Origin of the sequence: Marinoscillum sp. 108, assembly GCF_902506655.1 — a bacterium.
GTDB classification, from domain to species: domain Bacteria; phylum Bacteroidota; class Bacteroidia; order Cytophagales; family Cyclobacteriaceae; genus Marinoscillum; species Marinoscillum luteum.
In genome coordinates this window covers 190572-204564 of sequence record NZ_LR734808.1, presented here as the reverse complement: position 1 = coordinate 204564, position 13993 = coordinate 190572, and the positions used below count along the sequence as shown (strand labels likewise).

At 44.0% G+C, this 13993-nt stretch carries 10 protein-coding genes; 7 read left to right on the top strand and 3 right to left on the bottom strand.

What is annotated here, in order from left to right; all coding sequences use genetic code 11:
* Positions 1–12: 12 nt before the first annotated feature.
* The 6 genes from GV030_RS00750 to GV030_RS00725 are packed head-to-tail and all read left to right on the top strand — an operon-like array spanning position 13 to position 8281.
* Positions 13–3294: a PAS domain S-box protein gene (locus tag GV030_RS00750; RefSeq protein WP_159578807.1), complete on the top strand. Its 3282-nt coding sequence runs from the start codon at positions 13–15 to the stop codon at positions 3292–3294.
* Between the two features lie 11 nt (positions 3295–3305).
* On the top strand, positions 3306–3683 hold the full coding sequence (locus GV030_RS00745; protein WP_159578805.1) for a response regulator: 378 nt from the start codon (positions 3306–3308) through the stop codon (positions 3681–3683).
* Entirely contained in the window at positions 3673–3948 is a 276-nt protein-coding gene (locus GV030_RS00740; RefSeq protein WP_159578803.1) for a hypothetical protein, read from the top strand. The genes GV030_RS00745 and GV030_RS00740 overlap by 11 nt, the downstream gene beginning before the upstream one ends.
* A complete protein-coding gene (locus tag GV030_RS00735; protein ID WP_159578801.1) occupies positions 3945–4706 on the top strand; it encodes an MBL fold metallo-hydrolase in 762 nt (253 codons plus the stop codon). Before GV030_RS00740 ends, GV030_RS00735 begins: the two co-directional genes overlap by 4 nt.
* A gap of 37 nt (positions 4707–4743) precedes the next feature.
* Entirely contained in the window at positions 4744–6288 is a 1545-nt protein-coding gene (locus GV030_RS00730; protein ID WP_159578798.1) for an NFACT RNA binding domain-containing protein, read from the top strand.
* Between the two features lie 46 nt (positions 6289–6334).
* Positions 6335–8281, top strand: a complete 1947-nt coding sequence (locus tag GV030_RS00725; RefSeq protein ID WP_159578796.1) for a M1 family aminopeptidase — start codon at positions 6335–6337, stop codon at positions 8279–8281.
* Between the two features lie 35 nt (positions 8282–8316).
* On the opposite strand, the gene GV030_RS00720 is transcribed toward GV030_RS00725, so the two are convergent.
* A complete protein-coding gene (locus tag GV030_RS00720) occupies positions 8317–9594 on the bottom strand; it encodes a hypothetical protein (RefSeq protein ID WP_159578794.1) in 1278 nt (425 codons plus the stop codon).
* 18 nt (positions 9595–9612) lie between these two features.
* Between GV030_RS00720 and GV030_RS00715 the strand changes: the two genes are divergently transcribed.
* On the top strand, positions 9613–10716 hold the full coding sequence (locus GV030_RS00715; RefSeq protein WP_159578792.1) for a hypothetical protein: 1104 nt from the start codon (positions 9613–9615) through the stop codon (positions 10714–10716).
* Here GV030_RS00715 and GV030_RS00710 read toward each other — a convergent pair.
* On the bottom strand, positions 10713–12485 hold the full coding sequence (locus GV030_RS00710) for a HAMP domain-containing sensor histidine kinase (RefSeq protein WP_159578790.1): 1773 nt from the start codon (positions 12483–12485) through the stop codon (positions 10713–10715). The genes GV030_RS00715 and GV030_RS00710 overlap by 4 nt on opposite strands.
* Positions 12486–12557: 72 nt before the next feature.
* Complete coding sequence (pyk, locus tag GV030_RS00705; protein ID WP_159578788.1) at positions 12558–13991, bottom strand: pyruvate kinase; 1434 nt, start codon at positions 13989–13991, stop codon at positions 12558–12560.
* Positions 13992–13993: the final 2 nt, after the last annotated feature.

The window sequence follows — 13993 nt, the reverse complement described above, 5'->3', positions numbered from 1 at the left end:
AAGTAGCATTAATTGGCTAATTTTATAGAAATGGATCTGGCCGAACAAGACATCAAATCACTCAAGGAAGAAGTAAAATCGCTTCAAGAAAGGCTTGAAAAAGCCCATGAGGACTATTATGGCCTGGTTGAAAAAACCAATTTCCACCTTAAGGAACTCTTTGATTCATCCAATGATCTCATACAGATATTCAAACCCAATGGCGAATTTAGGTTTGTCAACGAAGCCTGGAGAAACAAGCTTGGATACAGAGAGGATGAAATATTTGACCTGAAATTTGTGGAAGTGGTGCACCCCGACCACCGCAAGCAAACCCTCCATAATCTCCTCAAAATCACAGCCGGTAGTCGCCTAGAACGATTCGAAACCGTACTGAAGACCAAGTATGGAAAGAATATCTACGTCATTGGTAAGCTCACCTGTGTTTTTGAAAATGACGAACCTGCCGAGTTCCGATGTGTCTTTTTTGATATTACAGAACGCTTCCGTGCAGAGCGAGCTCAGAGTCTTTACTACAAAATTGCCAACATCACCATCTCCCAAAACAGCCCGGAGGACTTCTATGGCAAAATATTTCAAGAGCTCAATGACATACTGAAAGTAAGAAACTTTAGTGTGGCGCTGAAGCAGGGTAAAACCTACCAGTATGCCTACTGGGTAAATGGAGATGAAGAAAAAACGGGAGTCAAATTCAAAAAAGATGTAGAGAAGCTACTGGCCGACTATACCTTCGAACGAGGCAAGCCCATGATCATCTACAGTGATGGGATAGAAAAAATCGCCAAACAGAAAAAAGTCAAACTCCAGGATAAGCTTCCAAATATATGGCTGGGTGTGCTGATACAGCTGGATAGCAGGCCCATAGGTGTGCTCTCGGTTTTTTCCTACCAGGACCAATCCGCCTACAACCACAAAGACCTGGAGCTATTGGATTTTATCTCGGGTCAGATCACCCTCTCCATGGAGCGCAAGCTCAACACGGAAAAGATTCAGAATCAGGGTGCGCGAATCAACGCCATTTTTGAAAGTAGTACCCACCAGATCTGGTCATTGGATTCTGAGCTCAGGTTCACCTCTTTCAACCAGAACTATGCCGAAGCCTTCGAGGCCTATTATGGCCATGAACCCAAAATAGGTATGAGCCTGAAAGACCAGGACCCACATACCATGTCTCATAAAGCCTCCGATTTTTGGCAAAAAAAATACGAGCACGTTTTCAAGGGAAACACCCTCAATTTTCAAACGAGCCAAAAAACCCTGGATGGACAAAAAGTGTGGCGTGACGTCTTCCTCAACCCCATTTTCCTGCCAGATGGGAGCATTCATGAGATTTCGGCCATAGCCAACGACATCACCGAGAAAAAGCTATCAGAAACAGCCCTGATGGAGAGCGAAGAAAAGTTCAGAAACATTTTCGAATCCTTTCAGGATATCTATTTCCGCTGCAATATGGACGGGATCATATCCCTGGTGAGTCCGTCAGTGAAGCGAGTCCTTGGTTTCTACCAGGAAGAGGTGGTCGGTAAAAAAATTACCGACTATTTCATTTCCAAATCCAAACTTTCGGACCTCTTCAAGGAGCTGTATAAAGACAAGCAAGTTCAGAACTACGAAGGTGTAGTAGTGACCAAAGAAGGCAATGAAATTCAGTTTTTGAGCAACGTAAGATTAATCAAGCGTAGAAAAAACAAATATGAAATAGAAGGTGTAGCACGTGACTTCACCCGACTGAAAGAGACCAACAGACAGCTGCGAGAAGCCAAAGAACTGGCCGAGCGCTCCCTGCAAATCAAAGAACGATTTCTAGCCAATATGAGTCACGAAATCAGAACCCCTATGAACGGTATCATAGGCATGATAGACCTCATCGGGTCCACCCAGCTAGATAAGGAGCAGTCAGAATACATCCGTACCATCAAAAAATCTTCAGACAGCCTGCTTCACATCCTCAATGACATCCTGGACCTCTCCAAGATAGAAGCGGGAAAAATGAAGCTCAGACTTCAGCCCGTACGTCTGATAGACACTTTCGAGAAAGTCTATGAACTATACTCCCAGCAGGCACACCTGAGCAATAACACACTGTATTATCACCTGGACGATCAGCTGCCGGAGTACATTATGGCCGACGAGACGCGCCTCACTCAGGTGCTTTCCAATCTGACCTCCAATGCCATCAAGTTTTCTCCCAAAAAGGGAAATATCAACCTGAGTATACGTGTGCTAAACCGTCAGGACAACTGCTACCGATTCAAGGTTTTCATTAAAGACTCAGGGATCGGGATTTACCAGAATGATATCGAAAAACTGTTTCAGAATTTTAGCCAGATAGATAGCTCCAGCAGCAAAAATTACTCAGGCACAGGCCTTGGGCTGGCCATCTCCAAGGAGCTGGTCAAATCAATGGGTGGAGAAATCGGCGTGGCCTCCACCCCTGGCTTGGGAAGTACCTTTTGGTTTACTTTTGAGGCCTACTCGATCAGCGCTGATGAGATCTCCGAAAAGACTGAAGAGAGTGTCTTTGTCAAACAGTTCACTGATTCGAGCCCCAGGATTCTTTTGGTGGACGACAATCAGATCAACAGAAATGTGGCCAAAAGTATCCTGCTCAAGTCGGGATGCGAGGTAGTGGAAGTTAGCAGCGGTCAGGAAGCGATCAAGGAAGTAAAAAAGAAGAAATTTGACCTGATTTTTATGGACATACAGATGCCTGACATGGATGGAGTGCAGGCTACTGCCAAAATCAAAAAGCTTAAACTGGATCACAGACCGCCTATAGTAGCCATGACCGCCTATTCCATGGAAGAGGATCGGGTGAAGTTTCTCAAGAAAGGATTGGACGATTACATCGCCAAGCCAATAAAAGCCAATAGTTTAATTGAAAAAGTCAAAACTTGGTTGCATTTTGAGCCAAAATCAGTAAGTTCTGAAGTTTTTAATGAAAGCGCTGAAGAGCTCGTCATCAACCAAAACACACTCAACCACCTTTATAAGTACGGAGGCCGCGAACTGATCGAAAGTGTACTGAGTGATTTTGACGAGGAAGCTACAGCGCAAGTGGCTAGTGTTACAGATTTTGCCGGCAAGAAAGAGTACGAATCTATGCGCAGGGAACTACATACCTTAAAAGGTAATGCTGGCACCTTGGGCATTGAACGTCTGGCAGCCGTGGCCAAAGAGATGGAGAAAAAACTTAAAAGTAAGGACTATAAATACATGAATAAGCAGCTCGGTGAATTGAAAAAATGTCTTACTGAATTTAAAGAGAGTTACGCTAATTTTTTAACCACCTGAACCCTACCCTAATGATTAAGAAAATATTAGTTGCAGAGGATAGTTCTGTGATACAGAATCTCACCAAGAAGATTCTTTCCCTGCAGAATTATGAAATCAGTGCTGTAAAGGATGGCCGAAAGGTAATTGACAAACTGGAGTCCGAAACCTTCGATCTTATCCTTATGGACATACACATGCCTGTAATGGACGGTATGGAGTGTGCACGGGAAATCCGTAAAATGAAAAACAAAAATGCTGACGTGCCCATCATAGCCATCACAGGCAATGCCAATAACTATAGCCTGGATGACTTTAAAGAAGCGGGAATCAATGGTTATCTTCCAAAACCATTAAATTACGACACCCTGGTGGAAACAGTAAAAGGCTACATGGTAGATGGAAATTAAATACACAAAACATTTTTTAAACAGGCTGGAGGATATCTTCTCCGAAACAGATTACATGCTCAGGTATGAGAAGGGAAATTTTCAGTCGGGTTATTGTATCCTGAAGGACACTCGGATTGCCATCGTGAATAAATACTACTCACTGGATGGGAAAATTAATAGCCTTCTCGAAATTCTCAAACAAATAGACATCAACTCGAAAGACCTGAGCGAGAAAAACCGAAAACTCTTTCAGGAAATCAATCAAACACAACTTTCATTTTGATCATTACTTTTTTAGGTACCGGCACCTCCCAGGGTGTGCCCGTCATAGCCTGTGATTGCGAAGTTTGCACCTCCATTGATTTTCGTGACAAACGTACACGAGCGTCCATTCATATAGAAGTAGACGGACTCAGTCTGGTAGTAGATACTGGCCCTGACTTCAGAACTCAAATACTCAGGGAACGCGTCAAAAGGTTGGATGCTGTCTTGTATACCCATGCGCACAAGGATCACACAGCTGGCATGGATGACATTCGCAGCTTCAATTTCAGGCAGCAAATGGATATGCCCGTATATGCTTCCTCTGAGGTAATCACCCAGCTCAAAAAAGAATTTTCATACGTCTTTGCCGAGCAGAAATATCCTGGTGTGCCTCAGGTCAAAATTCATGAAATCAACAACGATCCCTTCAATATTCACGGGGTAACGGTCAATCCCATCCAGGTGATGCACTATCAGCTGCCGGTATTTGGATTCAGAATCGGCGACTTCACCTACATCACCGATGCAAACGCCATACCGGAGGCTGAAAAGGAAAAAATCAAAGGCTCCAAAATACTGGTGCTGAATGCACTGCAAAAAAAGGCGCATATCAGCCATTTCACACTGGCAGAAGCCATTGCCATGGCGGAAGAGCTAGGTGCTGAACAGACCTACTTTACACACATGAGCCACTCCATGGGTAAACACCGCGATGTAGAGCTGGAGCTTCCTGAAGGCATTGACTTTGCCTTCGACGGCCTTAAGGTCACCTTGTGATACCAGATCATCGTCAGGATCATGCATCTTTGTCCTCATGTTTCACAATTACTTTTTTCTCAAGAGACTTGCCAGTGATCTGCATAACCTCCTGGTTGGTTATGAGCTGCAGGAATGCTTCTCTCAAAGCAAAGACGAGCTCATTCTGGGCTTTGCGCAGGAAGCCCAAGAAGTATACATCAGGGCGAATCTCAATCCCCAAATTTGCCTTCTTCAGATTACCAGCGACTTCAAAAGAGCCAAAAAAAACAGCATCGATCTTTTCGCCAGGTTGAGAGGTAAAAAGGTCTCATCGGTGCGGGTCTATCCGTTTGAAAGGTCCTTTGCCATCGATTTTGAGAATGGGTACTACCTGATTTTCAAAATGCACGCCAGCCGCTCTAATGTACTACTGGCACAAAATCATGAGACCCTCAAACTCTTCAGAAACAACTTACCCGGAGACAAAGAACTGATACCAGCGGAATTAAAAAAAGACCCGAAGCTTGATTTTGAAAGGTTTGAAGCCCTCATGGGCGATCCAAAAGCCTACATTCCAGCCCTGGGAAAAGAGGTGTACCAGTCGCTAATGGAGCTTGGGTATGAGCAAAAAAACATCCTCGAAAAATGGGAGCTCATGACTCACACCCTGAATCTGCTCGAAGGCAACCCCATCAGGATTTATCAAAACAATGGAACGCCTGTTCTTTCTTTATTGGAACAGAACCTTCCGATTCTGCTGGAGACCAGAGAAACCATAGCAGCCTGCACCAGGTTCTATGAGGAGTATACCCGCTCATATTATCTCCATTCGGAAAAACACGCTGCGGTGCGCCCTTTGGAGGACACCATCAAGAAGACCAAAAGCTACCTCATCAAAACCCGTGAAAAGCTGGAAGCCATCAAAGAGAGACGTGGCTACGAGGAAATTGCCAATATTCTCATGGCCAACCTTCATCAGATTCCAAAAGGAAGCTCATCGGTCGTACTCCATGATTTTTATGCAGATACAGAGATCACCATCAAGCTCAATCCGGAATGGACACCTCAGAAAAACGCTGAAAATCTCTACCGGAAATCCAAAAATCAGCAACTGGAGATCAACAAACTGGAGGAGAACCTGAGAATTCGCCAGGCACAATTGGACACCCTGGAGAAGAAAGTGGCTGAGCTTGGCGAAGCTGAAAACATAAAGACCATACGCAATCTGCAACCCACGCAAAAGAAAAGGGAAAAGCAGGAAGAGGTACTCCCCTATCACGAATACAACTTCGAGGGGTACCACATCATGGTGGGAAAGCACGCCAAAGCCAACGATGAGCTTACCCTGAAGGTCGCCAACAAGGATGACCTGTGGCTTCATGCCAAAGATGTAGCTGGCTCACATGTAGTGATCAGACATCAGGCCGGTAAGAATATTCCCAAGACCGTACTGGAACGTGCCGCTCAACTGGCCGCCTGGTTTTCCAAGCGTAAAACGGATAGTCTTTGCCCCGTTATCTATACACCCAAAAAGCATGTAAGAAAACGCAAAGGCACAGCCCCCGGGGCTATGGTGGTAGAAAAAGAGCAAATCCTCATGGTGGAACCTAAAAATTTCTAAAATAAATCAGGTGTGTGCGTGTTCTTATTGTTCCTATCTTAGATTTATGAGAACGCTCCTTGTTTCCCTTGTTCTTTGTGTGCTGTCCACAGTGGCCTATTCACAAACAGAAATAGCCCACTGCAACCGATCATCCGGTATGGATGTGGAGGCATCCGATCCTGTGTCGGATCATTTTGATATGAAATACCTGTGGCTTGATCTCGCAGCTGACAATCTCTCTACCAGCATTTCAGGTTCATCCACCTTGCTCGTGGAAATCATCCAGGAAGAACCCAATGAGTTTATACTGGAACTGATCGATGAACTGGATGTGCTCAAGGTGACTGTAGATGGGAAGGAAGTAAACTTCACCCATCATCAGGACCTCCTATACATATCCCGCCCAGCAAGTGTGCATACGGGTGATCTTGTTTCGATTTCAGTAACCTATGAGGGCACCCCCAACCCTGCCTCCGCCGGTATTTTCTCTGGCATAAACAACGCACAGTCCAAGGCCTGGGGCAATCAAATCACCTGGACCCTCTCCGAACCATTCAACGCCAAAACCTGGTGGCCAGCCAAGCAGGACCTTAATGATAAAATAGACTCAGTGAGTGTACACATCACCGTTCCCAACCACCTCAAAGTGGGTTCCAACGGGACACTAACCAGAAGCCTTAGCCTGATTGATGGAAAAACACGTCATGAATGGAAATCTACCTATCCCATGGCTTACTATCTGGTGGCCTTTACTGTGGGCGAGTATGTAGAATATAATAATTACGCCAAACCCACCGCGCTCTCCGGTGACTCCATTTTCATCCAAAACTACCTATACAACAACCCGGAGACCCTGCCCTACTACAAGGACGAACTTGACATGATACCTGAAATGATGGAGCTTTTCTCTGAGCTTTTTGGACTCTATCCCTTTCATCAGGAAAAATATGGCCATGTCATGGCCCCATTCAGTGGAGGTATGGAGCATCAAACCATGAGTTCAATGGGTATTTTCACTTTTGGATTGGACGCACATGAGCTTGGACACCAGTGGTTTGGTGATCATGTGACCTGTGTTACCTGGAATGACATCTGGATCAATGAAGGCTTTGCGCGATATTGCGAATACATCGCTGCTGAAAAACTGCTCTCGGTCAAAAATGCCCGGGCCATCATGGAGGATGATATGCTCAGTGTGACAGGTACGGACACCGGTTCTGTCTATATCCCTCTGGATGAGAAACTGACCGATTCGAGAATTTTTCAATACAGACTTACCTATCTGAAAGGTGGGCTGCTGATCAACATGATTCGGGAGCTGGTCGATGATGATGCGCTCTTTTTTAGAACCTTGCGCATCTATCTTCAGGAATATGGTGGTCGATCTGCGTCTGGAGAAGATTTCAGAGCGGTACTGGAGCGAGAGACCAAAATGGACTTTGGTTCCTTTTTTCAGCAATGGTATTACGGTGGAGGATTCCCCGTTTTTGATATCACCTGGACCAAATTGGCGGGAGACACCCTGGGTATAAGCATTCATCAGTCCACAACGGACGATGTGCCCTTTTTCTCCACCCCTTTGGAGTTTCAAATTACTTTTAAAAGTGGGCAGGTCAAACGGTTATTACTTCGCCCTGAGGAGAACACCCAATTCTTCAAAGTGCCAGCCAGTGGCCAGGTAAAGACTTTGACATTTGATCCTGATAAGTGGCTGATTAAAAAAGTGAACTCCTTCCATCAGGTGGATGAAAATGGAAATATTATTTTGAGCGCCAGCTACCAATCTCCAGAGGAGTTAATCGTATTTCCTAACCCTGCCACCACTGAGATCCACCTGAATCGAAAAATCAACTCCATCAAAATATATGATACCACCGGACGCAGCATCCTGCTGATTCAGCTCAATCACCAGGTGCAAACGATCGACATTAGTGAGCTCAATCCGGGTTTATACTTCTTTCAGGCAACAGATGATTCACAGCTCTGGAATGGAAAGTTTTTGAAGGAGTGAGTAAAATTAAATTTGTTTCCTTTATAATACCCTCGTCAGAAGGCGTATTCAAGCCCAAACACAAGCCTTCTACTCTTAATAGACAGTGTTGATAAGTTGGAATAACCATTGCCAAAATCAACACGACCAAATGCACCAAAGCTCCCATAGTGATATTTAAGTTTTGTGTAAAAGCCTTGTTCCTGATTTCTAATATCGTCGGATTCAAACACATCTTCCTTTTTGTCTACAGTGAGCGTTCCATTGCTGTCATATCGTTTCAAATCTTCCTTGGAGGACGTCTTCCCGAAATTAGTTAAGACTCCAGCTCCAATTAGGAGCTCAGACTTTTCTGAAAATGAAGCAACTTTTAACCCCACACCTAAAGCAACCCGAAGGTAATTGGCATCCACTGTATATTCGATTTCATCAGTATAGGTTTCGGCTTGCTGATAATAATCTCCTCTAAGACTTAATTTCTGTACGCCCATTTCCGCATCAAAGCTGAATTTACCTTGAGTTCGGGGAACCACAAAACGTCCAAAAAGCCCAAAGTACACCGAGGATGTATTTTCGAAATCGCCCCGCTGAATTGAATTTCCTCCTGCGAAAGATCCGTCATACTTCACCATTGTATTTGTAAGCCCAATAGACAGACCCACATCAGACTCAGATTTCTCCTTCACAATTTGATATGTCGGTACCCTATTCGAACACTCGTAATAGGCGAGGAATGATCTTGAAATACTTCTCAAATCATATTGAGCCCGACGAAGCAGGTCTTGGTTGCTACATGACTCAAAGAAGAAAGACATCTGGAGTTTATACCGCTCGTTTTTGAGAATGGTGTTCGGCATTGGTTCATCCACTTTGAACTTATAAAACTCGAGTTCTGCCGGTTTTTCGTTTGCACGTTGCACAAAAAAATGAGATTTACTCTTCACATCTTTCAATACTAATAAACTCAAATCATCCTTATATATATACCTTAGAAAAGCCCTTACCTCGCTGTACTTTATTTCTGGATCATAAGACAAATGCTCATCCTTAATTGGAAGATTGACGATGGTCCCGGAGTAAGACTTATAATACTCATTATTGACAAAAAACTCACTGATATCGTCTACCCCATATGTAGTCGTTCCGGTTTCAACCTTTACGCTCACTCGATCCGGGCTTTTGTCCCAATTTTCATAATTGATTTGAACTTCTTCTTTCTCTCCTCCTTTCTTTACGATCCATCCATCCATCCAATTTTTCTGACCAAATGTATGGGTGGAGAAAAGTACAATTAAAGCCCCAGCTAAAAATCCTCTTTGATATATATTGCGCATGCTATTGAGTTATCTATCATGCGAATATATCTTCTTTTTCTATTTCTCATCATCCAGTTCTGCGGAAATGCTCAGGGCGACTTTGTGGAAACCAAAAATGGTCATTACCTGGAAGGGTACGTTCTGCATAAGGCTGAAACACGTTTTGGAATAAAATATAAAGCCCGAGAGGATGATCAATGGGAAATCATTGAGACAGAAAACCTCACCTCGTTCTCCATGAGAGGTGATACTTATCTGGTGTTAAATCATCCAGTCGACAACCTCCCTTTATACTTCAAAATACTTGCGGAAGGAGAATGGACTCTGCTTCAGGAGGTCAAAGAAAAGGCGCTATTTATAAAAATGCCCGAAACATTTCAGGAGATCAATCCTGATAATTTCAAATCACTTGTTACTCAGTACACGACCGGCTATCCAGAAGAAGAAATCAAAAAACTTGAGTTTTCGAAAAGCTCTTTGACAAAACTCACCAAAGCACAAAATACTCATTCACAATTTGTTAGAAGGAGAGAAATAGGGTTTTCATTGGCACTATCAGCCTCTGAAGCATCCTTTGGGCAAGGAATATATGATGGGAACTTCAAGCGATTTTCCGAACGAGCTGTTGGGTGGCGTGCTGGTTTCAACATGGAATCTTATCTTTTCAACAGCAACAGCTTTTCTATAGACAACCTACTTACCATTGGGTCTATCACATATGATTACCAACAGACCACTGGAGACCTGTATCATCCGAACACCAGACCTGACATCTATGTGAGAAGAAAAGAAGGCAGTGTGAAAATGACCGATATGAATGTTCAAAGCGTGGCCAAGCTCTATCACGCAGCACCCAGGTTTAATCCATTTATACAAGCCGGGATCTCTATGACATGCTTCGTGAATAAAAAAGCGCAAACAAACTTTAGCTATCAAAGCCCTGATCGTCAATGGTCTGAGACAAGAACAGAAAGCTTACAAGCAAGCAGTATTTTATTAAACCATGTCCTAGGTTTTGGGTTCAAAGTTTATGGAAAGGATGGAAACTCCATAAATCTCTCTTATGACCGAACTCAATCGTTCTCCTCTGAACGTATTACGGTCAGCACAAGTAGTATTTCCTTAATACTTAAGTATTAGTTAGTAGATGGCTCCAGAATCGCTTTTCCTGTGCCGTATGCTGGCTTTTTCACTTCGTCTACCTGATTTGGCAAAATAATTCTGAACATAGAACCACTACCCTCCGTGCTTTCAACCTTGATACTTCCATGGTGGAGTTTGATGAAATCGTGTGATACAATGAGACCAAGCCCTGTGCCCGCTTCATCCCGTGTTCCTCTGCTTACGTGCTCCCGGTCCATCTTAAATAATGAAGCTACCTGCTCACTGGTCATACCAACACCCGAATCGTGAACTTCTAATATAGCTAAGTGCCCCGCGGAGTAAGCCTTGATTTTGATCACTGAGTGATCATGACTGAATTTGATGGCATTAGAAACGATATTTCGAAGCACAGTGGAAAGCATGTCCCTGTCTCCAACGAGTTCCATGCCATCAGCTATTTCACTTTTCAGTAAGATTTGTTTGGCTTCACTCATGACCTCCAAATGGTCCGTGACATGAGTCACCAACATGGCTACGTCTATTCTCCTTACATCCAAAGTCCTGGCCCCGGTGTTGACCATAGACCAGCGCAGCAAATTATCCAGTAAGTTCAAACTCTGTTTAGCTGCATCACGGAGTCCGGCGAGAAACCTCATCTTCTCCTCCGGACTGATCCTATTGTGCTGGGACTCACTCATCATGGTCACAATGGAGGAAAGTGGACCTCTCAGGTCATGACCAATGATCGAAAAGAGTTTATCCTTGGTCCCAACCACTCGTTGCAGTTCCCTGTTCTGCTCTTCCAGCATCACCTTGTGTGACTCCACCTCAGCATTAGAAGCATTTAAATCAACATTTAACTTGCGATAGTGTAAGAGACGGTAAACAGAGAAACCTACAAAAGCAATCAGCAATAAATACCAGCCATAAAGGAGTATCGCCATATTAAACCTTTGCTCGTCTTGCTCCACAGCAGCAGTGCCTATTTTAAATTTCAAACCATACAGCTCCACCTCTGAATATAGAAAGGCACCTTCCGAAATTTCAAAATTCTTATAAAATCCAGGATCTTGTCTGGTATGATACGAAACCGAGCCGTCATAAATTCTTTCCCGGTCAAAATCAACATTGTCACCTACTGAGAAATGATGTGCGTAGGACTCTGTGGACTGGGCTTTATATATAGGATTAATCAGGGTTTTAAAATCTACGATCGCTGCAACGTATCCCAAGACCTTTTCATCTCTTACCACGCTAAAGGTGGCAGGTATACCGATCATCCCCTCTACCATGTTGATTGGAGCAAGTAAATAAATAGATTCCTCTCTCATTACTGCATCCAACTTTTCGATTTCAGATTCGCTCCTAATATCCCTCACAGATGTTCCTATAAGTCTTCCTGGATCATCCTCATACTGACTAAATGAATACCTGAAAACATGACTTGTGTCTACAAATGAAAAGATAATTGGCGCGGTATAGTTAAGATCCTTCAACTGGTAAGCCAGAAACTCCTTTAATTCCTGCTGGGTTGGCATGGTTCTATTGGAAACCATATACGATCTCACTCCAGACATGAGTGTCACAAAACCCTTCATCGACTCCTGAAAGGTAATCAAGGTTTGCTGGTGTCGGTTTTCAAGGTGAAACTGACGAATTTCAGCTTCCTTTTTCACAATACGTGATTGGATAACCGGAAGAAAAACACTTCCAAAAACAAGAATAATTCCCAGGAAAAGCAGTTGGCCGTTCATCCCAGAAACAAAAAAAATCATGCGCTTTGCCATAGATACGGCAAAACTCATGATTTTCTTACGTTAGAATTTTAATACTCGCTGAGTGGCTCCATAATCACGATGAGTGGAACCCCTGCCTCTCTACTCTACCTGAGTCACCCGCATCATATTCGTATGACCCTTCCAATGAAGTGGCATACTGGCTGTATTGATAAAGAAATCACCTTTTTCAAGATATCCTTCCTTCACAAGTTCTTTTTCTATTTCCACCAGGGTCTCATCAATCCCATAAGTCTTATCGTAGAAAAAGCCTGTCACTCCCCATACAAGGTTCATCTGACGAAGCAGGTGTTTCTGATTGGTAAACAGGAAAATATTAGCCTTAGGTCTGTGCATGGACAGTCGATACCCTGTATATCCACTTTTGGTCATTCCCACAATGGCCTTAGCGCCTACCTGGTCACTCAATCGACAGGCTGATCTTACAAGCAAGTCATTGTGTCGGGTGGTGGACTCTGTATCTTCTTCCTCGTATTTGGAGTAAATCGTCCTGGAATCGGACTCTATCGCCACGATGGTCTTGGCCATTTGCTGTACAGCCTGCACGGGAAACTTACCTGAGGCTGACTCAGCGGAGAGCATGAGTGCATCTGCTCCGTCAAACACCGCATTGGCCACATCGTTGGTTTCGGCCCTTGTTGGTCGAGGGTTTTCTATCATACTCTCCATCATCTGGGTAGCAATGATCACCGGCTTACCAGCTCTATTGCACAGTCGTACCATGCGTTTCTGCAACAACGGTACATTTTCGGAAGGAACCTCCACACCCAGATCACCACGGGCCACCATCACTCCATCTGTTTCTCTGATGATTTCTTCCAGATTCGTAATGGCTTCCGGCTTTTCCACCTTGGCGATCACTTTGGTATTGACACCCGCCGCTACCAGTCTTTTCTTTATTTCTATAATATCACTGGCCTTTCTCACAAAAGAGAGAGCCACCCACTCCAGGTTAAACTGGAAACCAAATTCCAGATCCTCAATGTCCTTCTCAGTCATCGAAGGAGCCGACACGTTGGAGTTAGGAAGGTTAATCCCCTTTCGCGACTTGAGGAGTTCACCATGAACCACCTCGGTGATCACCTCATCACCAGAAACCTTAATAGTCTTTAATTCAATATTGCCATCATCAATCAAAATAGCATCTCCGGGCTTCACATCATTCACTATACCTTCGTAAACGGTACTCACTTTCTCGCTCGTACCCAGCATGTCCTTGGTAGTGATGATCAACTGCTGACCCGGCGCTATGGGCACACCATCATTTTCTACCTGCCCTACTCTGATTTTCGGGCCTTGCAAATCCTGAAGCAGAGCTACATTGGCACCAAGCTCATCATTCAGTTCACGCACCATTTCTATGGTTTTCTGATGATCGGCATGCGTACCATGCGAAAAATTCAATCTAAATACATTAGCACCCGCTTTGATCAGCTCAGCCAACGTTTCTTTGTTGCGGCTGGCAGGCCCAATGGTGGCTACTATTTTGGTTTTTTTGAAAAGGGATTTTTTCATGC